We start from the raw sequence: 22,251 nt of genomic DNA, 5'->3' as shown, positions 1-22,251 counted from the left end.
CTCAGGCGGATCCTGCCCCTTGCGGCGGGGCCGGGAACGGCAGGAGGGCCACTGTTACGTTGTCGTGGCCCCCGCCGTCCAGGGCGTGACCGACCAGTACCCGGGCGCTGTGCAGGGGGCGCATCACGGCGTCGACGGGAACGATCTCGGCCATCTCCTCGGCCGCCTCCGCGTAGTTCCACAGGCCGTCGGTGCACACCACCACCACACCCGGCCGGTCCGGCTTGAAGGAAGCGGTGTGCGGCTCCAGTTCGTAGGCGTCCGCGCCGAGCCAGCCCGTGATCGCGTGGGCGCGCTCGTCGGCGTACGCCTCGGCCTCGCTCATCAGGCCCGCGGCGACCATCTGCGCGGCCCACGAGTCGTCCTCGGTGAGCCGGGCCGGGGGTGCGCTGCGGTCCACCGGCACCCAGTAGGCGCGGCTGTCACCGACCCAGCCGACGACCAGCAGACCGGAGGTCACCACGGCGCCGACGAGGGTGCAGGCGGGGGCGTTCTGATGCGGGGCGTGCTCGCGGGCCGTGGCCGGCTCCTCGGCGAGCGCGTTCACCGCGTGCGAAGCGGCGACGATCGCCTCGTGCATGGCCTGCTGCGGATGTGTGCCGACCGGCAGGGCGGCAAGGAGCGTTTCGATCGCCGCCCGGGACGCGGCGAGCGAGGCGTCGTCCGGGCGGGTCGCCGAGGAGACGCCGTCGCAGACGATCGCCAGGGCCGCGGGGGAGCCGTCCGGCAGCGCGGCGCAGCCGAGGCCGAAGGCGTCCTCGTTGCGGTGGTGGCGCAGGCCGCGGTCGCTGACGGCGGCGACCGGGCCGGCCTCCTGCTCCATGTGGTCGCGCTCGCGCGGCTGGGCGTGCCCGCAGTTCTCGCAGTAGCCGTCGTCGTCGACACGGCCCGCCCGGCAGGCCACGCACACACGGGTGCCCTCGGGCGTGGCCGGCTCGGCGGCCACGCGCGGGTCCGGCGCCTGCAGCGGGTACTCCTCGGGCTCCGGCGGGCGGTCGAACCGCACGCCGGAGGCGGGGGAGCCGGGTGAGCCCGGGGGCGGGGGCGACTGCGGTGCGGACGACGGGAGTTCGCGACCACCCGAGTCGGTGGCCTGGAGGTCCGTCGGCAGATGCGCCGGGGCGGGCCGGCCGGAGCCGGCGGGCTCGGCGCCCGGCCAGGTCACGCCGGCGGCGTCCGCCGCAGGCGATGCCTGGCCGTTCATGACGATCGTCGGGTTGTCCTCCGGCCGTGCGGGGACGGCCGACAGGTCGTATCCGCACGCACCGCAGAAACGGTCACCCGACTCGAGGGGTTCCTCGCAGCTCGGGCAGGCGGACAGCTGGGGCATCTGCGACATCAACTACACCCACGTCCGGGGGCGGTAACGGTTGGCACGTTCCACCAGGTCGATCCTCTCCTCACCGCCGCGTGCGAGCCGGGCCAGCGTGCGGTACGTACGCTCCAGTCCGAAGCGCAGGCCACGCTCGTCCAGGTCGCTGCCGAGCAGCACCCGGCGCCCGGCGGCGGACTGGGCGGAACCCTGGCCACCGGAGAGTATCCAGTCCAGCGCGCAGCCGAGCACTTCGGCGGACAACTGCTCGCGGCGCGCCGGATCCAGACCGTACGCGTCCAGCGCCTCGACCTGCCCGGCGGCGGCGGTCAGGTCTTCCAGAAACGGTACGTCACCGGCGTGCGCGGTGCGTTGACGCAGCCGCGCGCGGACGGCCGCCACACGTGCCGCCGTGTAGTGGATGGAGGATTCCGGAATCGACTCCAGAGTCCGTACGGCGCCACGGCGGTCGCCGGCGGCGAGCTGGACGCGGGCCAGGCCGAACGCGGCGCTCACATAGCTGGGGTCGGTCGACCACACCAGGCGGTAGTACTCGGCGGCGTTGTCGAGCTGGCCGAGGATCTCCGCGCACAGGCCGAGGGCCAGCTTGGGCGCCGGCTCGCCCGGGAAGGCGTCGTAGACGGCGTCGAAGGCGAGCGCGGCGGCCTCGTGGTCGCCGGTCACCAGCGCGGCCACGCCCCGGTACCAGACGACCCGCCAGTCGTCGGGCCGCTCCTCCTCCAGCCGCAGCAGGGCTTCGAGCGCGGTGTGCGCCTCTGCGTTCTCCAGCCAGGCCCGCACCTGCCGCAGCCGCGTCTCGGTCGACTGGGCCGGCGCCGCGGCCAGCGCCCCGAGCAACTCGGCCGGAGCGGTGGTCATCAGGCCGGCCAGGAATCCGGCGTTGGGGTCGGAGGGATCGACGTGGGGCACGGGCAGGGCGAGGGCCGCGAGGGGGGCGTCTGCGGCCTTGACGATGCTCTGGGTGCCGTTCGGGCTGCCCGGAGCCGGGGCGGGGGCCGTCAGCTGGAGTGGCTGCTGCTTCTTCGTCCGCACCACCCGCGCCCCCAGCCGCGAGACCTCCCCGTCGAATCTCGGGAACAACTCCGCGTCCGTCACCCGCACTTCGGGCCCGAACAGCGTCGACAGCGCGGGCCGCGCATGCCCCGTCTGCAGCGACACGACCTCGCGCAGCACGCCCGTGAGCTGTTCGGACATCTCCTGCGCCGAGGCGAACCGGCGGGCCGGGTCCGGGTCGGTGGCCCGGACCAGCAGCCGGTAGAAGGACTCGTACTGGCGGAAGACCTCGATGTTGTCGGGGTCGGGCAGGGAGTCCACGAACACGTTCGTGTAGCCCTGGAAGTCGAAGGCCAGCACCGCCAGCGTACGGGCGACCGTGTACAGGTCGCTCGCCACCGAGGGGCCGACCTCCGCGACCTCCGGCGCCTGGTACCCCACGGTGCCGTAGATGGCCGACTCGTCGTCGTCCATCCGGCGCACGGCGCCCATGTCGATCAGCTTGAGCTGGTCCTCGGTCTGGATCGCGTTGTCGACCTTGAAGTCGCAGTACAGCAGGTTCCGGCTGTGCAGGTGACCGAGGGCCTCCAGGGCCTCGATGCCGTACGCGCAGGCCTGCTCGACCGGCAGCGGGTCCCGCTTGCCGTCCGGTGCGCGGCGGGAGTTCGCGATCTCCTTCAGCGACTTGCCGCCGACGTACTCCATGACGATGTACCCGTCCAGCGAACCCGTCCGCTGGTCGAGGTGCTCCACGAAGTTGTAGATCCGCACGATGTTGGCGTGCTCGATCTCGGCGAGGAAGCGCCGCTCGGAGATCGCGGCCGCCATCGCGTCCTGGTCGCCGGTGTCCAGCAGGCCCTTCAGAACGACCCAGCGGTCCGACACCGCGCGGTCCACGGCGAGGTAGACCCAGCCGAGGCCGCCGTGCGCCAGACAGCCCACCACCTCGTACTGGCCGTGCACGACGTCGCCGGCCTTCAGCTTCGGGACGAACGAGTACGGGTGGCCGCACTTCGTGCAGAAGCCCTCCGTACGCCCGGGCCGCTCACCGCGGGAACGCCCCACCGGCGCCCCGCAGTCGGAACGCGAGCAGAACCGCTTCCGCTCGGGCACCTCGGGGTTCTCGAGCACCATCGCGCGCGGATCGGGCCGCGGCACACCGGGGACCTCGACCAGGCCGGCGCCGAGGCGGCCGCGCGCGGACGAACCGGCGGTCGAGCCGGAGCTGCGCACCGACACCGAGCGGCCGGTGGACCGGCCCGACAGGGAGCGCGAGAGCCGCCCCGACACCGAGCGCCGGGACTTCGACGACTGCGAGGACGTACGGGAACTGGCGCGGCCGCTGGAGCGTGAACTGCCCCTTCCCGAACCGCGCGAGCCACGGCCGCCGCCGGTGACGCCGGTCGGCGGGGAACCCACCATGCCGCTCGACGACACCACGGGCGCCAGCCCGCAGGTGTCGCAGTACAGCTCGCCGCCGCCCACGTCCTCGTACGTCCCGCCGCAGTCGGGCCGCTGACAGGTCTGCTGTGCCTGACTCATGACGCTGCATCCCCCTCGTCGCTCACGCGCCCGTCTCCCTCCGGTCCTGCGGCCCGCCCTGCTCCGGCACGCGCGGTGCGCCGAGCAGCTCGGCGGCCGCGTGCTGGTAGCGCAGCACGGCCTGTTCGGCCACGCGCAGGTCGCAGGGCGCGCTCCACAGCATCCGGCGCGCCGCGTCGTACCGCTCGATGAGGAACGGGTCCTCCGCGAGGCCGTGCCGGGCGACCTTCGCCCTGTACGCGTCGAGGCGGCCGCGCAGTTCCGCGCGGACCGCCAGCGGCGCGGTGACCGCGGTCAACGACTCACGGGCCCGCAGCAGTTCGTCCTCCGCCCTCTGCTCCAGGGACTCCAGGAGCGGGGACAGGCGGTGCCACTGGGCGTGTCTGCGGTACTCGGCGGCCGTCGCCAGCTGCTCCTGCAGCACGGTCGGCGGGCCGCTCACGACCGGCACCTCGGTGGCGGCGATCTTCGCGAGGACCTCGCCGCGCGCGGTGCGCGCCTCGGCGAGCGTGCGGTCCGCGCGGCTGAGTACGTCGCGCAGCTTGACCAGCCGCTGCTCCGCGTCCTGCCGGACGGTGAGCACGGCGTCGATCTCCCGGCGCACGTCCTCCAGGGCACGCGCCTCACGGTCGTACACCGTCGTGTCCGGCTTGCCGCCGCCCGGTGCCGTGCTCCCCTCGGCGGGGACCCAGAAGGCCAGCGGGTCGGACACCACCCGCTCGCGCAGCGACGTCAGGGTGCGCGTGATGCGCTCCAGGTCGTCGCCCGAAGGGTGCTCGCCGGGGCGCACACCGACGGAGTGCGCGAGCCGGCGGGTGCGCTGGAGCTCCGCAGCCAGTAAATCGATGCGGGCGGGCAGCGCCGACCACACGGCGTCGGCGGCGACGACCATGTCCAGCGAGGTCGCGTACAGCCCGTTCATCCGGTCCACGAGCGTGGCCAGCGAGAACCGCTCACTGAGTTTGCCCGCCCCGCCGTGCAGTGTCGGCGCGTTCGCCGTGGCCGTGGCGGATCCCGCGACCGTGACGGACTCGCCGCGCAGCAGCTCGGTCAGCTCCACCAGGTCGTCGCGGCTGGACCAGCGGCGGCGGGCCCGGATGTCACGGGCGGTGCGCAGCGCGTCCGTGTACGCGTCGAAGTACGCCCACAGCAGCGTGATCGACGCCTCGGCGGCGGACCAGCGCTCCTCTGTGGTCCCCGTGAGGTCGGCGCCCTCCAGCAGCCTGCGGCCCGCGTGGTCCTGCAGGGCGAGGAGCGAGGTCTCGATCGCCTCGTGCTCCGCGCCGAGCCGCGCCAGCGCACGGTCCACCTCGTCCCGGTCCATCACCGGCCCGGCGGGGTCCGTGACGCCCATCGATCACCTCTCGCTGCTGTGTTGTGGTCCGTCGGTTCTGTGTCGGTCGTACGTAGGCCCAAGGCCGGTCACGTGTAGTGCGCCTCGGGTGGAGTGGCCGACTCCGAATTCTTGCCCAGGGTCGCGGACAGCCACTTGTCGTACGACGCCTTCCAGTCGCCGTTGCCGCGGTAGTCCTCGAGTATCCGGTTGACCCGGCGTACCAGATCGGTGGCGTCCAGTTTCATCGCCACGCCGTAGTACTCGGTGGTGAAGGTACCGCCCTTGAGTTCCACCGTCGGGTCCTGAGCCGCCTGGCTCGCGGCGAGCGCGCCGTCGGTCACCACCGCGTCCACCTGGCCGAGTTGCAGCCGCACCAGACAGTCCAGCTGGTTGGGGACGGCGAGGGAGACGTCGGCGCTGGCGGGGATCTTGCCGGACTGCCGGTCCGCGACCAGGTGGTCGTGCGCCGTGGAGGTCGCGGCCGAGCAGATCTTCTTGCCGGCGAGCGTTTTGTCGTACCCCTTGATCGTCGATGTCTTCGGCGCCAGCACCTGCTGGCCGGTCAGGAAGTACGGGGCCGAGAAACGGACCTGCTCCAGGCGGGAGCACGTGATCGTCATGGTGCGGACCACCATGTCGACGCGGCCGCTCTGGACCGCGGGGATGCGCTGGTTGGTGGGGATGGCCCGGAACTGGATCTTGTCCGCGCTGTAGTCGCCGCCGAAGATGTTGCGCGCGATGGCGTGGACGAGGTCGATGTCGAAGCCCTCCAGATCGCCGGAGGGGTTGTTCGGGTTGCGGTAGCCCCAGCGGTAGCCGTTCTGGTCGACACCCACCGACAGGTAGCCGCGCTTCTTGATGGCCTCGATCGTGTTGCCCGAGGCGCTCGACGGGGAGGGGCTCTGGTCCTGGGCGGTGCTCTCGGAGCACTGGCCGGCCCTCGCGGGGGCGCCATGGGCCACACCCGGGCCGCCGATTCCCGCCTCGCCGCCGCCGCGGGACTGCGTGAGCGGCAGCAGCAGGACGAAGGCGAGCGCGAGGGCGCAGACGACCGCCATCGCCCCCACACCGCCCCAGCCCTTCAGACCGGCTCGCAGACGCCCCACCCGGAGGCGCAAAAAGAAACCGCGTGCACGCATTGTCACGCCCCCTTCACCGGTACTCCGACAGCCTGCGCCCGATGCCCAGCGTCGCGCCGGCCGCGCCGAGCACCGCGAGCGCCGCCGAGCCGACGGTGAGGCCGGTCATCGCGTCCAGGCCGTCACCGGCGGACGCCTTGAACTCGTTCGTCTCGTGCTCCAGTGCGGCCGTCAGGGACGTGTCGACGTTGTCGAAGCACACGCTCGTCGACTCCTCCTTGGAGGTGCCGATGACCCGGTCGCGGGCCGCCTGGTACTCACCGGACTCATTGTCCTTGCGGGCCGTGCCGTGACGCAGCTTCCACTCCTTCATGGAGCTGTTCGCGACCTGCACGGGCTTCCTGCCCGCCGAGTCGTCGGCGAGGCCGCCGGCCCGGGTGAGCGTCCTGGCGAGCTCCGCGATCTCCTGGTCGTAGCCCCAGTCGTAGGCGTCCATGACGGTGCCGTCCTTGAGTTCCTTCGTCTCCGCGCCGCGGCTGACCAGGGTCAGGTTCTCGTCGCTGCGGGCCTTGAGGGAGGCGATCTGCGCGTCGTGCAGCACGTTCAGGGAGCGGACGCCGTGGTCGTAGGAGTCGTTGAGGCCGGCGCGCGCGACGGTGTGGCCGACGACCAGCCACAGCAGTACCACGGTGGTCGCGGCGCTGGCGGCGACCATGCCGTGGTTCAGAACGCGGTTCGTGCGCCGGTAGTTGCGGCGCTGCGCCCACACCAGCGCGGCGAGTGCGAGGACGCCCAGGCCGATCGCGGCCCACGGGTACGGAGTAGCGTCCCCGTAGTCGTCGCGCAGGCGCTGGTTCTCCTTCTTGTAGAGGTCCTCGGCCTTCGGGAGCATCTTGTTCTGCATCGTGTCGTTGGCCAGACGCAGGTACGCGCCACCGACCGGGAAGCCCTCCCGGTTGTTGGCGCGGGCCGACTCCACGAGGCCCTTGTACTCCGGCAGCAGCTTGTTGAGCTCGGCGATGGTGGCCGCGGAGGGCGAGCCCGGCTCGGAGTTGGTGGCGGCGGTGACGAGTTTGGCGGCGGCCGTGCGGACGTCGTTCTCATAGCGCTCGCGGGTCTGTGCGGTCTCCTGCAGGCCGGCGAGATAGCCGCTGGCCGCCATGGTGTTGGCGTCGGCCAGCGAGCGGTAGATGTCGGCCGCGTCGGAGCTGAGCGGCTGGCTGCTGTGCAGCACGTCGTCCGCGGCGCCCGCCCGTTCGGCCGTCTGCCACGCGGTGACGGCGCCGAACGCGACGACCAGCAGGGCGAGGACGGCACCGATGATGCGCAGCCGGCCGGGCTCGGTGGTGGCGGCCGTGCGCAACTGGTCGACGCCCTCGGCGAAGGCGGTACGGCGTGGGGGTGCGGGGGCCTGCGGCGGGGCGCCGGGCGGGCCCGGCTGCGGCGGTACCACCGGCATCGTGGGCATGCCGGGGCCGCCCGGTGGTGGCGCCGCGCTGCTCTTCGGCGGGTGTGTCACTGTTGACCTCCCCCATGGTCATCCGTCGCCGCAAGTATCGCTGCCGGGAGTGACATCCGCACCGGCCTTCACTGGATCTTGATGGGATCGCAGTGAAATGCCTGCTTGCGGCCGAGCAGCGTCTCCGGTCACCCCCTGCCCATGAATACGCCGTGGGAATCTGTTCGGTTCCCAGGGGGCTGAGGGTGCCCCACCGGCGCCGGAGACGCTCAGCCCCCGAAGTGCTCCCGCACGCGCGCCTGCACGTCGGCGGTCGCCCCCAGCCGGTCCAGCCCCAGCAGTGCCGCCCCCAGCACCGGACGCGCCGTCACCACACGGGGCACCGCCTTCGGTGCCCGCGCCGCCAGCACGTCACGGATCCGGTCGTCCAGTCGGGGATGGCGCGCGGCCAGGACGCCGCCGCCCAGCAGTACCGGTGTCTCCTCCTCCAGCAGGTCCAGCCGGGTCAGCGCCACCGTGGCCATCGCCACCACCTCGTCGGCGAGGCGGTCGACGATCGTACGGGCGACCGGGTCGCCGTCCGCGGCCGTGGCGAAGAGGACCGGCGTCAGTTCGTGGCGGCGGACGTGCTCGACGTGTCCCAGGTGCAGGGCCTCGATGAGGGCGTTCATGGAGTCGTGGCCGAAGTGGGCGGGAAGGGTGCGTGCCAGTGCCGTGGGGCCGCCGCGGCCGTCCTCCGCGCGGGCCGCGTGCCACAGGGCCTCCTCCGCCAGGCCCCAGCCGCCGCCCCAGTCGCCGGAGATGCGGCCGAGCGCGGGGAAGCGGGCCGTGCGCCCGTCGGGACGCATGCCGACGCAGTTGATGCCCGCGCCGCAGACGACGGCGACACCGCGCGGCTCGGTGACGCCCGCGCGCAGGATCGCGAACGTGTCGTTGCGCACCTCCACACTCGTGCCCCACGCGCGCGCGTGCAGCGCGGCCGCCAACTGCTCCTCCTCGACGGGGAAGTCGGCGTTGGCCAGACACGCGGAGACGTGGCCGGCCGACACCACGCCGGCCGCGGCGAAGGCACGCCCCACCGCTTCGGCGAGGGTGTCCACCGCCGCCTCCACGCCCGCCACGGGCGGCCTGAACCCGCCGCCGCGGGCCGTGGCGAGGACGGTCCCGTCGGCTGCCACGACCGCGACGTCGGTCTTGCTGTTGCCCGCGTCGACGGCGAGGACACGTGCGGTCATGCCCACGCGAGATGCTCCCGGTTGTGTGCGATCAGCTGGTCGGTGAGGGTGTCGGCGTACTCGTGCTGCCCGACGAGGGGATGGGCGAGCAGCGCCCGGAACACCCGGTCGCGGCCCCCGTGCAGGGCGGCCTGGAGGGCCAGGTCCTCGTAGGCCGTCACGCTCGCCATCAGGCCCGCGTACAGCGGGTCGACGGCCGGCACGGCGAGGGGGGCCGGGCCCTTCGGGCCCACCGCAGACTGCACCTCGATCACCGCGTCGTCGGGGAGGAAGGGGAGTGTGCCCCGGTTCAAGGCGTTCACCACCTGGTACGGGCTGCCACCCCCGCCCAGCAGTCCGGCCGCCAGGTCCACGGCGGCCTCCGAGTAGTAGGCGCCGCCCCGCCCGGCGAGGAGCTCCGGCTTCTCGTCGAGGTCCGGATCGGCGTACATCGTCAGCAACTGCCGCTCCATCCCCGCCACTTCCGCGGCGCGGGACGGTTTGGTCCGCAGCTCCCGTACGACCTCGTCGTGGGCGTAGTAGTAGCGCAGGTAGTAGGAAGGGACCACGCCCAGGCGGTCGAGGAGCGGGCGGGGCAGGTGCAGATCGGCGGCGATCGTGCCGCCGTGCTCGGCGAGGAGACCGGGCAGGACGTTCTCGCCCTCGGGGCCGCCCAGACGCACCCCGGTCTCCCAGGTCAGGTGGTTGAGGCCCACGTGGTCCAGGTGGACGTCCGCCGGTGCCACGCCGAGCAGGCCCGCGAACTTCCGCTGGAGGCCGATCGCCACATTGCACAGGCCGACCGCCTTGTGGCCGGCCTGGAGCAGGGCCCGGGTGACGATCCCGACCGGGTTGGTGAAGTCGATGATCCAGGCGTCCGGGTTCGTACGGCGGACGCGTTCGGCGATGTCGAGGACGACCGGGACGGTGCGCAGCGCCTTGGCCAGGCCGCCCGCGCCCGTCGTCTCCTGCCCGACGCAGCCGCACTCCAGGGGCCAGGTCTCGTCCCGTTCGCGGGCCGCCTGTCCGCCGACGCGGAGCTGGAGGAGGACCGCGGCGGCGCCCTCGACGGCCGCGTCCAGCCCGCCGGTCGTGACGATCCTGCCGCCGTGGCCCTGGCGGGCGAAGATACGGCGGGCCAGCCCGCCCACCAGCTCAAGGCGTTCGGCGGCCGGGTCGACGAGCACGAGTTCCTCGATGGGCAGGGTGTCCCTCAACCGAGCCAAACCGTCGATGAGTTCGGGTGTGTAGGTCGAGCCTCCGCCGACCACGGTGAGTTTCATGAGTGGTTCAACCCTTTTACTCCGTTCAGCCCTTTACTCCGGTGAGCGTGACACCCTCGACGAACGCCTTCTGGGCGAAGAAGAACACGAGGATCACGGGGGCCATGACCAGCACGGTCGCGGCCATGGTGAGGTTCCAGTCGGTGTGGTGCATGCCCTTGAACGACTCCAGGCCGTAGCTCAGGGTCCAGGCGCCGGCGTTCTCGGAGGCGTAGATCTGCGGTCCGAAGTAGTCGTTCCAGGCGTAGAAGAACTGGAAGAGGGCCACGGCCGCGATGCCCGGCTTCGCCATCGGCAGCACGACGTTCAGCAGCGCCCGCAGGTCGCCGCAGCCGTCGACCTTCGCAGCGTCCAGGTACTCGTTCGGGATGGTCATCAGGAACTGCCGCAGCAGGAAGATGGAGAACGCGTCGCCGAACGCCATCGGGATGATCAGCGGCCACAGCGTCCCCGACAGGTCCAGCTGCTTCGCCCAGAACAGGTACATCGGAATGATGATCACCTGCGGCGGCAGCATCATCATCGAGATCACCAGCATGAGTGACAGATTGCGGCCGCGGAAACGGAACTTCGCGAGCGCGTACGCCACCGGGATCGACGACACGACGGTGAGGACGGTGCCGAGTCCCGCGTAGAACAGTGTGTTCCTCCACCAGGTCAGGAAGCCCGGTGTGCCGAAGACCTTCTTGTAGTTGGCCCACTCCCAGGTGTGCGGGATCAGGTCGCGGCTGAGCGCCTGGCTGTCGCTCATCAGCGAGGTCAGGAAGACGAACACGAAGGGGAGCACGAAGAAGAGCGCGGCGGCCACGCCGAGGGAATGGATCGCGACCCACTCCAGGAGCGCCCGGCGCCGGGCGGTGCGCTCGGCCGCCGTGTCCGGCGCACTCAGCTGCACCGGCTTGTCCAGTACTTGGGTCATGGTCAGTCACCTGCCTGGACGAGCCCGCCGCGGCGCCGCATCAGCAACGCCGTGAACGCCATGGAAAGGGTGAACAGCACGAGTGCCACCACACAGGCGGAGCCGTAGTCGAAGCGCTGGAAGCCGAGGTTGTAGACGAGCTGGGGAAGCGTCCAGGTCGAGTTCTCCGGATAGCCCGGCTCGAAGCTGGTCCCGGCGCCCTGGATGACGCCCGAGGCGACCTTCCCGGCGATCAGCGGCTGCGCGTAGTACTGCATGGTCTGGATCACGCCCGTGACCACCGCGAACATCACGATCGGCGAGATGTTCGGCAGTGTCACGTACCGGAAGCGCTGCCAGGCCGACGCGCCGTCCAGTTCGGCGGCCTCGTACTGCTCCTGCGGGACGTCGAGCAGCGCGGCCATGAAGATGACCATCAGGTCACCGACGCCCCACAGGGCGAGCAGGGTGAGGGCGGGCTTGGACCAGCTGGGGTCGTTGAACCAGGCGGGCGCAGGGATCCCGATGTTCTCCAGGATCGAGTCGACCGGTCCCGTACCCGGGTTGAGGAGGAAGGCGAACGCCATCGTGGCGGCGACGGGCGGGGCGAGGTAGGGCAGGTAGAACAGCGTCCGGAAGACGCCCGTGCCCGTCTTGATCTTGGTGATCAGCAGCCCGACGCCGAGCCCGAACGCGACCCGGAGGCTGACCATGACGAGGACCAGCCACAGGGTGTTGCGCATCGCGGGCCAGAAGTAGGGGTAGTCCCTGAACACGTAGATCCAGTTCTTCGCACCGCTGAACGTGGGCGGCCTGAACCCGTCGTAGTGCATGAACGAGAAGTAGACCGTCGAGATCAGCGGGTACGCGAAGAAGACGGCGAAACCGATCAGCCAGGGCGACAGGAAGGCGGCGGTCCTGAGGGCCGCCTTCCGGCGCTTGGCGCGCAGTGTGTACGCGGTCGCGGCCATGTGACTACCTCGCCTGCGCGATGTCCGTGTCGATCTGCTTGGCCGCCTGCGCCAGGCCGGCCTTCAGGTCGGTGGCCCTGCCGCTCTCGTAGTCGTATCCGAACTTCTGGATCGTGACGAGGTACACGCCGCCGTTGACGGACGCCGGAGTGGTCTGCGAGTCCGGGTTCGAGGCGATGTCCAGGAACGTCTTGAAGCGGGGGTCGTACTCCAACTCGGGCGACTTCAGGGCCGCGAGCGTGGAGGGCACGTTGTGGATGGCGTTGGAGAAGTCCACCACCGCGTCCGTGTCCGTGGTCATGTACTTGATGAGTTCCCAGGCCGCGTTCTGCTTCTTGCTGGTAGCGGGGATGCCGGCGATGGTGCCGGTGATGTAGCCCTTGCCGTACTCGTCGGCCTGGTCGTCCGGGACGGGCAGCGGCGCGACCCCGATCTCGAACTTCGGCTCGGCGTCCAGGGCCATCCCGAGCCGCCACTCACCGTCCAGCTGCATCGCCACCTGGCCGGTGTGGAAGGGGTGCTTGGGACCCCACTCGTCACCGAGGCCGGAGCGGTACCTCTCCAGCTTCCTGTAGCCGCCGAGTTCGTCGACGAGCTTCTTCTGGAACGTGAAACCGGCCGCGAACTTCGGGTCCTTGGCGACGTTCGACTTGCCGCTGGAGTCGAAGTAGGCCGGCGACCACTGCGCGAACATGTGCTCGGTCGTGGACTCCCAGCCGTGGTAGTTCGGCATGAAGCCGAGCTGGGAGTAGGAGTCGCCCTTGGCGATGGTCAGCTTCTGGGCGTCGGCCGCGAACTCCGACCAGGTCTTCGGGGGGCTGGTGATGCCGGCCTTCTCGAACGCGGTCTTGTTGTAGTAGAGGCCGTACGCGTCGCCCAGCAGTGGCACCGTGCAGCGGTTGCCGTCGAACTGCGTGTACTCGTTCATCGCCTTGGGGAACGTCGCGTCCGGGTCGATGCCCGCCTTCTCGAAGAAGGGGTTGAGGTCGACGAACGCCCCGGACGAACAGAACTTGCCCACGTTGTTCGTGGTGAACGACGAGACCACGTCGGGTGTCTTGCCGCCGCCGGCGCGCAGCGCCTGGTTGATCTTGTCGTCGGTCATATTGCCGACGACCTTGACGTGGATGTTGCGGTGTGCCTTCTCGAACCCCGCGACCAGGTCCTTCACGGCCTGCTGCTCGGCCGGCGCGCTCCAGCCGTGCCAGAAGTTGATCGTCGTCTCCTTCGACGCGTCGTCACCGGCGCCGGACTCCGACTGGCCGGTACAGGCGGTGGCGAGGAGGGCTATGGAGGCGGAGGCGGCCAGCGCGATGGCAGCCTTCCGGGACATTCCGGGCATGGCAAGGTCTCCCTGGGGCGGGGTGGAACGGGGCGGGAAGGGAAGGGAAGGGGGTGGGAGTTCAGGCGGGGCCGCAGACGGGGCCGGTGGATCAGCGCGAGGTGTCGAAGACCTCGTCGCGGGCGGTCGCGAGCGCGCTCTCCAACGCGCCGCGCAGCACGGGGTGTGCGCGGACGTCGCCGACCACGAGCCGCGGCCGGGACGCGGCGAGCTCCTCCAGCTCGGCCTGGACGAGCGCGCGCAGCACCTCGCCGCCCGAGGTCAGTGAGGCGCCGCTGAGGACGACGAGTTCGGGGTCGAGGACGGAGACGAGGGAGGCGAGACCGGTCGCGAGGTGTGTCGCGTACATCTCCAGCAGACGGCGGTGGGGACCGTCGTCGGCCTCCGTGGCCCGCGCGATGACCGCGGCCGCGACCTCGGCGCACGGGCCCGACGGGATCTCCTCGATGCCGAGCCGTCGGGCCAGCTTGGGGATGGCCTGCGAACCGGCAAGCTCCTGGTAGCCGCCGCTGTTGGCCTTGGTGACCTGCCGGACCAGGGGTGTGCCCGGTACCGGCAGGAAGCCGACCTCGCCGGCGCCGCCGGTCCAGCCGCGGTGCAGCCGGCCGCCGAGGACCAGGGCGGCACCGAGGCCCCCCTCGTTCCACAGCAGCACGAAGTCGCCGTGCCCCCTCGCCGCGCCCAGCCGCTGTTCGGCGACGGCGACGAGATTGACGTCGTTCTCGTACTCCACCGGCATCGGCAGGGCGGCGGCGAGTTCGTCCAGGAGCGTGGGGGAGTGCCAGCCGGGCAGGTGGGAGGCGTAGCGCAGCCGGCCGGTGTTGGGGTCGAAGGCGCCGGGTGTGCCGATGACGAGCCGGTGGACGTCGTCACGCGCGAGCCCCGCCGCCTTCACCGCGCCGTCGAGGGCGTCGGTGACCTGCTGGACGACCGGGGTGCCGGTGCGCCTGCCGGGGGTGGGTAGTTCGTACCGGCCGATCGTCCGGCCGGTGACGTCGGCGACGGCGGCGAGGACGCGTTCGGGGGTGACGTCGAGTCCGGCGGCGTACGCGGCGGCCGGATTGACCTCGTAGAGCTGGGCGCTGGGTCCCGGGCGGCCCTCGGTGGTGCCGGTGGCGAGCACGAGCCCCGCCGACTCCAGGCGGGCCAGGAGCTGTGAGGCGGTCGGCTTGGAGAGGCCGGTGAGCTTGCCGATCCGCGTGCGGGACAGCGGCCCGTGCGCCAGGAGGAGGTCCAGGGCGGCACGGTCGTTCATGGCGCGCAGGACGCGCGGCGTGCCCGGCGTACCGGCGGTTCCTGCCATGGAGTCGACACCTGCCTTTCAGCCGTCCAGCTTCTCAGTGACCTGGGACGGTCGTCCATCCGATCACTGTTAGGAAAGTTTCCTATCGGATGCGGAGAACGTAAGCCCGAGGCGAAGGAGGCGTCAATAGCGGAAGCCCCCGAGGCGACAGAGTCGTTACCTGCGGGGGCTGCCGAAGGGAGGTCGCCCTTGTCGTCGGTGTCGATGGTTCGGAGCTCATCGCTGGATCTGCGGGGCACCCGGCGACCGCGCGGCGCCGGATGCCCGGCCGTTCACTCGAACGAGTGTGCTGAATCGTTCTCCTACTTCGCCGGGGGCGCCGCCCGCTGTGGAGTGATCGGGGTGGCCGCCACCGACTGCGGGGACTCAGTGTTGGCGTACACCGACGGAGCCGCGACCGCTGCCGACGGGTCCGCCGGGTCCTCCTCCGCGGGGGCGGTCGCACCGCCCACGATCCGGATGTCCGCCGCGTCGAAGGCCCGCTTGATGCGCCAGCGCAGTTCGCGTTCCACGGTCAGGGACTTGCCGGGCATGGTCTTGGCCGAGACGCGGACGACCATCGAGTCGAGCAGCACGCTGTCCAGGCCGAGGACCTCGATCGGGCTCCACAGGAGCTCGTTCCAGGGCTCCTCCTTGCTCATCCTCTCGGCGACCTCGTCGAGCGTGGCCTTGACCCGGTCCAGGTCCTCGGACGCCTTCACGGTCACGTCGACACCGGCCGTCGCCCAGCCCTGGGAGAGGTTGCCGATGCGCTTGACCTCGCCGTTGCGGACGTACCAGATCTCGCCGTTGTCGCCGCGCAGCTTCGTCACGCGCAGCCCGACCTCGATGACCTCGCCGGAGGCGACGCCCGCGTCGATCGTGTCGCCGACGCCGTACTGGTCCTCGAGGATCATGAAGACGCCGGAGAGGAAGTCCGTGACCAGGTTGCGGGCGCCGAAACCGATCGCGACACCCGCGACACCGGCGGAGGCCAGCAGCGGGGCCAGGTTGATCTCGAACGTCGCGAGGATCATCAGCGCCGCTGTGCCGAGGATCAGGAAGGACGCGACCGAGCGCAGCACAGAGCCGATGGCCTGGGAGCGCTGGCGGCGGCGCTCGGCGTTGACCAGCAGGCCGCTGAGAGCCGTGCCGTCGACCGCCTCCGCGGTGCGGCTCATGCGGTCGATGAACTTGGTGATCGCCCGCCGCAGGACCATTCTCAGCACACCCGCGATCACCAGGATCAGCAGGACCCTGAGGCCGATCGCGAGCCAGGTGGACCAGTTCTGCTCGACCCAGCTGGCGGCGTTCGTGGCGCTCTCCTGGGCGTCCTGGAGCGACGGCACCGCCGGGGTCGTCGACTCCGAGGGGGTCGGCGGCGGCGAACCGGCGGCCAGTAGGACGGCGGACAAGGACACGGCAGGTACCTCCAGGTGCAGCGGCCTGCCCTCCGGTACGGCGGTCAAGGTCACGAGAAGGTCACCGGACGGGCAGACTCACCACACTAACGGTGCATCGTGTGTGGAACGTCGCCGTGTTCGGGGGAGAGACGGTACTCACCTGGGGATGAAGAAGGGTGTGGTCGAAAACACTCCCAGCCCGTTACCGGGACATGGTGGCGCTTCCACCAGGCATGAGGGGAGACTGACTACGGATCGTCCACGGCGCGAGCCACGCGCCGCCGGCGTACAAGGAGGCCATCCGTGCCGCATGTCCTGGTCCTCAACGCGTCGTACGAGCCCCTCGGCGTCGTACCGCTCCGCCGCGCGCTCGTCCTCGTCCTCGAGAACAAGGCAGTCTGTCTCGAGGAGTCCGGCGCCTTTATGCACAGCGCGACCGTTACTGTCCCCGCACCCAGCGTGGTCCGGCTCAAGCGATTCGTCCGGGTTCCCTATCGGGGGCCCGTTCCTCTTACCCGTCGTGCGCTCTTCGCGCGGGACGGGGGCCGGTGCATGTACTGCGGTGGCGTCGCAACCAGCGTCGACCACGTCGTCCCGCGCAGCCGCGGGGGCAAGCACGTCTGGGACAACGTGGTGGCGTCCTGCCGCCGCTGCAACCACGTGAAGGCCGACCGTCACCTCGTCGAGATCGGCTGGCGGCTGCGCCACAAACCCGCCCCGCCCACCGGCCTGGCCTGGCGCATCATCGGGACCGGCCATAGGGACCCGCGCTGGATGCCGTACTTGCAGCCGTACGGCGCGGACGACGCCTTGGCCCGGATCGACGGAATTTCCGCCTGAGGATCCGGGCCTTCGCATACCCCTGGTCACAGGGCATCGCACGGCGCGGTCCGGCCCGGGAGCCCCCCGCGCTCCCGGGCCGGCCGGTCATGTGGTCACACGGCTCTCACGCGTACCGCAGCTCCGCCGGGTGGACCGAGCGGCGCAGCAGGGGCAGTGCGGTGGCGGCGGCGAGCAGGCAGGCACCGTACACCGCGAGCGGGACGAGCAGCGACACGTACGGCACGTCCGGGGTCGTGTGCTCCGTGGCGAGCGAGGCGTACCAGGCGCCGATCGCCAAGCCGCCCAAGCCCGAGAGGGCGACGGCGGGAGCCAGCGGCAGCGCCGTTTCGAGCAGCAGCGCCCGGGCCAGCACTCCGCGTGGCACTCCGGCGGCGTTCTGCGCAGCCAGGCCCCGGCGCCGGGTGGCGAGGGACTCGGCGGTGCCGACGGCGAGACCCGTGAGGACGATCGCGAGGGCGACGAGGACCGCGGCGGCCGTCAGATCGATTCCGTTGGTGTAGTAGGACATGTCCATGCCTAGCTGGCCCTCGCGGCGGGAGGCGTTCAGGTCCGCGAGCAGCACTTGCCGCACCCCCACGAAGCCCGTGCTCACGACGGTCACCAGCAGCACGGCCGCGTGCGTGCGGGCCGCCGCCCACGGATCGTCGTGCAGCCGCTCCGCCGCGATCAGCAGCGCCGGGCGCTGCGCACGTGCGGCGAGCACCCGGCCCAGCCACCGTGACGACCAGCCCGCCAGCCACACGGTCGAGGCGCCGACCAGCAGACACAGGGCGAAGACCGTGAGCGGGCCGAGGGCGAACCCGACCAGGGCGAACTCGAAGGGATCACCGGTGAACGGGGTCATCGCGACCAGCACCGCCAGCACCGCCAGCAGGCCGGTCGCCACCCGGAAGGCCCGCCCCGGACCCCGGGTCGGACGCGCCCGCCGGATCCAGCCCAACGGCGAGGCCACCACCCGGCGCAGCGCCAGGGCGCTCACCGTCCCGCCCAGCACCGGCACCAGCAGGGCCACCACGGCGATGCCGGCCCAGGCCAGGGGGTCGGGCCGGTGCCACAGGCGCAGCAGGAACACCACCGAGAGCACCGTGGCCACGGCCGAACCGGCCAGGCAGGCCAGCCCGGACTCCAGCGCCGCGATCCGCCGCACCTGGGCAGGCGTGGCCCCGGCCAGCCGCAGCGCGGCCAGCCGCCGGTCGCGGTGCACGGCGCCGATGCGCGCGCACTGGCCGAGGAACCCGAACACCGGGATGAGCAGCAGCATCAGCGCGGTGACCACTCCGTCGCGCGTCCCGGGGTCGTCGAGCAGTCCGGAGCCGACCGCCACGTCGTAGTGCCCGTCCATCGGGACGAGGACCGCGATCACCAGCCCTATGCCTGTCGCCAGCGCAGCCCCGACCGTCGTGAGCATGACGCGCCACCATTCGCGCCGGTCGGAGCCCCGAGTGAGCAGCAGCGCCAGCCGCACGTCGGCCCTCATGCCCGGACCCCGGCCGGCACCACGGCGCCGTCGGCCAGCCGCACCTCGCGGTCCGCGTAGGCCGCCATCTGGGCCTCGTGCGTGATCAGCAGGACGGCCGTGCCCGCCTCGCGGGCCGTGTGCACCAGGGCCGTCATCACCTGCTCGCTCGCCAGCGAGTCCAGCGCCCCCGTCGGCTCGTCGGCGAAGACCACCTTCGGGCCGGTGACCAGGGCCCGGGCCAGTGAGGTCCGCTGGGTCTGGCCGCCGCTCATCTCGCCGGGCCGCAGCCCGGCCTGTCCGCTCACCCCGAACCGCTCCAGCCACTCACCGGCCCGCGCGTGTGCGTCCGCGCGGGTGCTTCCCGCGAGCATCAGCGGCAGGGCCACGTTGTCGAGGGCGGTCAGCTCGGGTATCAGCTGCCCGAACTGGAAGACCACGCCGAAGTCGCCGCGGCGCAGCTCGCTCAGGCGCTTCTCCGGCAGCTGGTCGATCCGCTCCCCGTCGTACGTCACCGAGCCCGCGTCCGGGCGGACGATGCCCGCCAGACAGTGCAGCAGCGTGGACTTCCCGCTGCCGCTGGTGCCGGTGACGGCGAGGATCTCGCCGGCTCGCAGCTCGACCGCTGCGCCGCGCAGGGCCTGCGTCCTGCCGTGCGCCTTGGCGAGGTCGCGCGCGGCCAGCAGCGGCACGGCCTTCTCCCCGTTGTTCATGCTGTGTCGACCTCCGCGGTCAGGGTGGTGAGCCGGGCCGCCGTGGTGGTCATCCAGCGGAGGTCGGCGTCGAGGTGGTTGAGGGCGTAGTCCGCCGAGAGCAGTGTCGACAGGTCCGTGCCCTTGGCGGTCTTGACCGCCGTGAGCTGTCGCATCCGCTCCATGTGGGCGGTGCGCTGGGCTTTCAGGTACGCCTCGGGGTCGCCGCCGGCCAAGATCGAGACGACGACCTTGGCGAAGATCTCGTTCGCCACGAAGGGCGCGGGCGGGGCGATCTCCCCGGCCCACGCGGCCAGTTCGCGTGAGCCTTCGGCCGTCGGGCGGTACATCGTCCGCTCCGGCCCGCCGTCGGCGTCGGTGCCGTGGACCTCCGCGAGGCCGTCGCGGACCAGGCGCTGCAGGGTCGTGTAGACCTGGCCGTAGGCCAGCGGACGGGCCTGCGGGAATCGTTCGTCGTGGCGTCGCTTGAGGTCGTAGCCGTGGCTCGGCCCCGAGGCGAGCAGCCCCAGCAGGATGTGGCGGGTGCTCATGGGGATCATTATGTACTGGCTACATGTACTGAGTGAATAGTGATCTGAGGAAAAGTCCGAGCCGGGCACATCGCGCCGGGGTACAGAATGTGACCAGAGGCACGTTGTTGTCTGATGTACGTCTGCTGCCGCGCCCGCTGGGTAGGGCTGCGGTGACCGCTCGTCGTAATCGACGTACCCGACAAGGAGGCCCCCGTGGCCGTATCGGCACACCTTCTGCTCCCGGCCCGGTCCAAACCCGGGGCGGCCGACGAACCCGAGGCGCACAGTTGCGTCTTCAGCGCTGAGGGCGCCTGCACCGAGGCCCCGCTGACCAGCGAACCGCCGCTGCCCGACGCCGAGCCCCTCACCAGCGAGCCGCCACTGGCCGACGCCGCACCGCTGACCAGCGAGTCCGACACCTACCCGGACCCCGTCGCCACGGAGCTCTAGATGACCGCACCCCGGCCGGCCGAACCCCCCTCAAAGGACCTGTCCCGGCTCGCCGGACTGCACGGCGTCGCCACGTCCTACAGCCCCTCCCCGGACCGTACGGTCGCGGCCTCGGCCGACGCCGTCACCCTCGCCCTGGCCGCCCTCGGCGTCGACGCGAGCACCCCCGAAGCCACCCGGGCCGCCCTCACCACCCGTGAACGGGAACTGCGCGAACGCCTGCTGCCGCCGACCGTGGTGTGCTGGAGCGGCTCAGCCCCCACGGCCCTGGCCGCACTGCCCGCGGGCAGCCGCCTGCGCATCGAGACCGAACAGGGCGAGACCCGCGCCGCCGCCGAACAACTCCCGCCCGGCGTCCACCGGTTGACCGCCACCGCCCCCGACGGCCGCACCGCCGAATCCCACCTCGTCGTCGCCCCCGCCCGGCTGCCCACGCCCGCCGGACGCTCGTACGGCGTTCTCGTCCAGCTGTACTCCCTGCTCTCCCAGCGCTCCTGGGGCATGGGCGACCTCGGTGACCTCGGCGAACTGGCCGCCTGGGCGGGCCGGGCGCTCGGCGCCGGATTCGTGCAGGTCAACCCGCTGCACGCGGCCGTACCCGGCGCACCCACCGACCCCTCCCCCTACCGCCCCTCCTCACGCCGCTTCCCCGACCCGGTGCACCTGCGCGTCGAGGACGTCCCCGAGTTCGCGTACGTCTCCTGCGGCCCGGACCGCCACCGGGTGCGGGCCCTGCTGGAGGCGGCCGGCCAGCTGCGCGAATCGGTACGGGAAAAGGGCGCGTTGATCGACCGCGACGCCGTGTGGGAACTCAAGCGGGAGGCGCTGGAACTCGTCCGCGAGGTGCCGCTCGGGCCCGGCCGCCGCGCCGCCTACGCCGACTTCCTCGCCCAGGAGGGCGAGGCCCTGGAGGACCACGCCACCTGGAGCGCGCTCGCGGAGGTGCACGGCTCCGACTGGCACCGGTGGCCCTCCGGCCTGCGTGACCCCCACTCGGCCGACACCGCCCGCGCCCGCACGGAGCTGATGGACCGCGTCGACTTCTGGTCGCGCCTCGCCTGGCTCACCGACGCCCAGCTCACCGCCACCCAGCGCGCCGCACGCGAAGCAGGGATGCCGGTCGGCATCGTGCACGACCTCGCGGTAGGAGTGCATCCCGGGGGCGCCGACGCCTGGGCGCAGCAGGAGTACTTCGCCGCCGGGATGTCGGTCGGCGCGCCACCGGACGCCTTCAACGCCCGGGGTCAGGACTGGGGACTGCCGCCGTGGCGCCCGGACCGGCTGGCCGAGTCGGGTTGCGCGCCGTTCCGGCGGCTGCTCAGGGCACTGTTCCGCTACGCGGGCGCCCTGCGCATCGACCACGTCATGGGCCTGTTCCGGCTCTGGTGGGTCCCCCAGGGCCGGCCACCCACGGAAGGGACATACGTCCGCTACGACGCCGAGGCCATGCTCGCCGTCCTCGTGCTGGAGGCCTCGCGGGCCGGGGCCGTGGTGATCGGCGAGGACCTCGGCACGGTCGAGCGCGGGGTGCGCGAGACGCTGCGCGAGCGCGGTGTGCTCGGCACGTCGGTGCTGTGGTTCGAGCGCGACTGGGCCGGCGACGGCCGCCCCCTGCCCCCCGACCGCTGGCGCGCCGACTGCCTGGCCACGGCCACCACCCACGACCTGCCGTCCACCGCCGCCCGCCTCGCCGGCGAACACGTCGAACTCCGCGACCGCCTGGGCCTGTTGACGCGCCCCCTGGACGAGGAAAGGGCGGAGGCCGCCGCCGACACGGGGGAGTGGCTGGAGCTGCTCGCCCGGCTGGGCCTGCTGCACGGAACCGGGGGCGGCATCGGCACGTCCTCGGAGGAGGCCGAGGTCCATGCGGTCCACCGCTTCCTGCTGCGCACCCCCGCCCGCATGATCGGCGTCTGGCTGCCGGACACGGTGGGCGACCGGCGCCCGCAGAACCTTCCCGGGACCTGGGACCAGTACCCGAACTGGCGGCTGCCGATCGCCGACACGCAGGGGCGGCCCGTGACGCTGGAGGAGCTGGCCGGGTCGCCGAGGCTGCATGCGCTCATGGACGTACTGCGAGCAGGAGCGGGGGAGACACCCGCGTGACGCCGGGTCCGCGCGGGCGCCCCGCACCTCGTACGG

The 22,251-nt window shown here is 71.9% G+C and carries 19 protein-coding genes; 4 read left to right on the top strand and 15 right to left on the bottom strand.

Annotation, left to right across the window (positions count from 1 at the left end):
- Position 1 precedes the first annotated feature (1 nt).
- Both ACZ562_RS14070 and ACZ562_RS14065 read right to left on the bottom strand, forming a co-directional pair.
- Positions 2–1,342: a PP2C family serine/threonine-protein phosphatase gene (locus ACZ562_RS14070; RefSeq protein WP_471177782.1), complete on the bottom strand. Its 1,341-nt coding sequence runs from the start codon at positions 1,340–1,342 to the stop codon at positions 2–4.
- Positions 1,343–3,565 (bottom strand): serine/threonine-protein kinase, encoded by a 2,223-nt coding sequence (locus ACZ562_RS14065; protein ID WP_471177779.1) that lies wholly within the window; start codon positions 3,563–3,565, stop codon positions 1,343–1,345.
- A 10-nt stretch (positions 3,566–3,575) separates the two neighbouring features.
- Here ACZ562_RS14065 and ACZ562_RS14060 point away from each other — a divergent pair, with 10 nt between their 5' ends.
- A complete protein-coding gene (locus tag ACZ562_RS14060; RefSeq protein WP_471177777.1) occupies positions 3,576–3,845 on the top strand; it encodes a hypothetical protein in 270 nt (89 codons plus the stop codon).
- Between the two features lie 45 nt (positions 3,846–3,890).
- Here the strand turns inward: ACZ562_RS14060 and ACZ562_RS14055 are convergent, their stop codons facing one another.
- The 10 genes from ACZ562_RS14055 to ACZ562_RS14010 all read right to left on the bottom strand — a co-directional run bounded on the left by ACZ562_RS14055 (position 3,891) and on the right by ACZ562_RS14010 (position 16,153).
- The gene (locus tag ACZ562_RS14055) at positions 3,891–5,222 is read right to left on the bottom strand and encodes a hypothetical protein (RefSeq protein ID WP_471177774.1); all 1,332 of its coding nucleotides are present in this window, start codon (positions 5,220–5,222) and stop codon (positions 3,891–3,893) included.
- Positions 5,223–5,290: 68 nt separating this feature from the next.
- Positions 5,291–6,343, bottom strand: a complete 1,053-nt coding sequence (locus ACZ562_RS14050) for a glutamate ABC transporter substrate-binding protein (protein WP_471177772.1) — start codon at positions 6,341–6,343, stop codon at positions 5,291–5,293.
- 13 nt (positions 6,344–6,356) lie between these two features.
- Positions 6,357–7,802 carry a hypothetical protein gene (locus ACZ562_RS14045; RefSeq protein ID WP_471177770.1) on the bottom strand — a complete coding sequence of 482 codons (1,446 nt, stop codon included), beginning with the start codon at positions 7,800–7,802 and terminating at the stop codon, positions 6,357–6,359.
- A 209-nt stretch (positions 7,803–8,011) separates the two neighbouring features.
- Positions 8,012–8,983, bottom strand: coding sequence for an N-acetylglucosamine kinase (locus tag ACZ562_RS14040; protein WP_471177768.1), 972 nt, complete (start codon positions 8,981–8,983; stop codon positions 8,012–8,014).
- Positions 8,974–10,239, bottom strand: coding sequence for a 6-phospho-beta-glucosidase (locus tag ACZ562_RS14035; protein ID WP_471177765.1), 1,266 nt, complete (start codon positions 10,237–10,239; stop codon positions 8,974–8,976). Before ACZ562_RS14035 ends, ACZ562_RS14040 begins: the two co-directional genes overlap by 10 nt.
- 25 nt (positions 10,240–10,264) lie before the next feature.
- The gene (locus ACZ562_RS14030) at positions 10,265–11,158 is read right to left on the bottom strand and encodes a carbohydrate ABC transporter permease (RefSeq protein ID WP_471177762.1); all 894 of its coding nucleotides are present in this window, start codon (positions 11,156–11,158) and stop codon (positions 10,265–10,267) included.
- Between the two features lie 2 nt (positions 11,159–11,160).
- Entirely contained in the window at positions 11,161–12,108 is a 948-nt protein-coding gene (locus ACZ562_RS14025; RefSeq protein WP_471177759.1) for a carbohydrate ABC transporter permease, read from the bottom strand.
- Between the two features lie 4 nt (positions 12,109–12,112).
- Positions 12,113–13,450: an ABC transporter substrate-binding protein gene (locus tag ACZ562_RS14020; RefSeq protein ID WP_471177756.1), complete on the bottom strand. Its 1,338-nt coding sequence runs from the start codon at positions 13,448–13,450 to the stop codon at positions 12,113–12,115.
- Positions 13,451–13,541: 91 nt separating this feature from the next.
- On the bottom strand, positions 13,542–14,753 hold the full coding sequence (locus ACZ562_RS14015; protein ID WP_471177752.1) for an ROK family transcriptional regulator: 1,212 nt from the start codon (positions 14,751–14,753) through the stop codon (positions 13,542–13,544).
- Positions 14,754–15,055: 302 nt separating this feature from the next.
- Positions 15,056–16,153, bottom strand: a complete 1,098-nt coding sequence (locus ACZ562_RS14010) for a mechanosensitive ion channel family protein (protein ID WP_471177889.1) — start codon at positions 16,151–16,153, stop codon at positions 15,056–15,058.
- Between the two features lie 285 nt (positions 16,154–16,438).
- Between ACZ562_RS14010 and ACZ562_RS14005 the strand changes: the two genes are divergently transcribed.
- Positions 16,439–16,975, top strand: a complete 537-nt coding sequence (locus ACZ562_RS14005) for an HNH endonuclease (protein WP_471177749.1) — start codon at positions 16,439–16,441, stop codon at positions 16,973–16,975.
- A 106-nt stretch (positions 16,976–17,081) separates the two neighbouring features.
- On the opposite strand, the gene ACZ562_RS14000 is transcribed toward ACZ562_RS14005, so the two are convergent.
- Genes ACZ562_RS14000 through ACZ562_RS13990 form a run of 3 tightly spaced genes read right to left on the bottom strand, consistent with a single transcriptional unit; the run spans position 17,082 to position 19,677 of the window.
- Positions 17,082–18,455, bottom strand: coding sequence for an FtsX-like permease family protein (locus ACZ562_RS14000; RefSeq protein ID WP_471177747.1), 1,374 nt, complete (start codon positions 18,453–18,455; stop codon positions 17,082–17,084).
- On the bottom strand, positions 18,452–19,147 hold the full coding sequence (locus ACZ562_RS13995) for an ABC transporter ATP-binding protein (protein WP_471177744.1): 696 nt from the start codon (positions 19,145–19,147) through the stop codon (positions 18,452–18,454). The genes ACZ562_RS14000 and ACZ562_RS13995 overlap by 4 nt, the downstream gene beginning before the upstream one ends.
- Positions 19,144–19,677 (bottom strand): PadR family transcriptional regulator, encoded by a 534-nt coding sequence (locus ACZ562_RS13990; RefSeq protein ID WP_471177741.1) that lies wholly within the window; start codon positions 19,675–19,677, stop codon positions 19,144–19,146. The genes ACZ562_RS13995 and ACZ562_RS13990 overlap by 4 nt, the downstream gene beginning before the upstream one ends.
- 195 nt (positions 19,678–19,872) lie before the next feature.
- On the opposite strand from ACZ562_RS13990, the gene ACZ562_RS13985 reads away from it, so the two are divergent.
- On the top strand, positions 19,873–20,109 hold the full coding sequence (locus ACZ562_RS13985) for a hypothetical protein (RefSeq protein WP_471177738.1): 237 nt from the start codon (positions 19,873–19,875) through the stop codon (positions 20,107–20,109).
- Positions 20,110–22,215, top strand: coding sequence for a 4-alpha-glucanotransferase (gene malQ / locus ACZ562_RS13980; RefSeq protein WP_471177735.1), 2,106 nt, complete (start codon positions 20,110–20,112; stop codon positions 22,213–22,215).
- Positions 22,216–22,251 lie beyond the last annotated feature (36 nt).

This window comes from Streptomyces sp. NPDC040410 (assembly GCF_055595715.1).
This window is presented reverse-complemented; position numbering and strand designations above follow the sequence as displayed.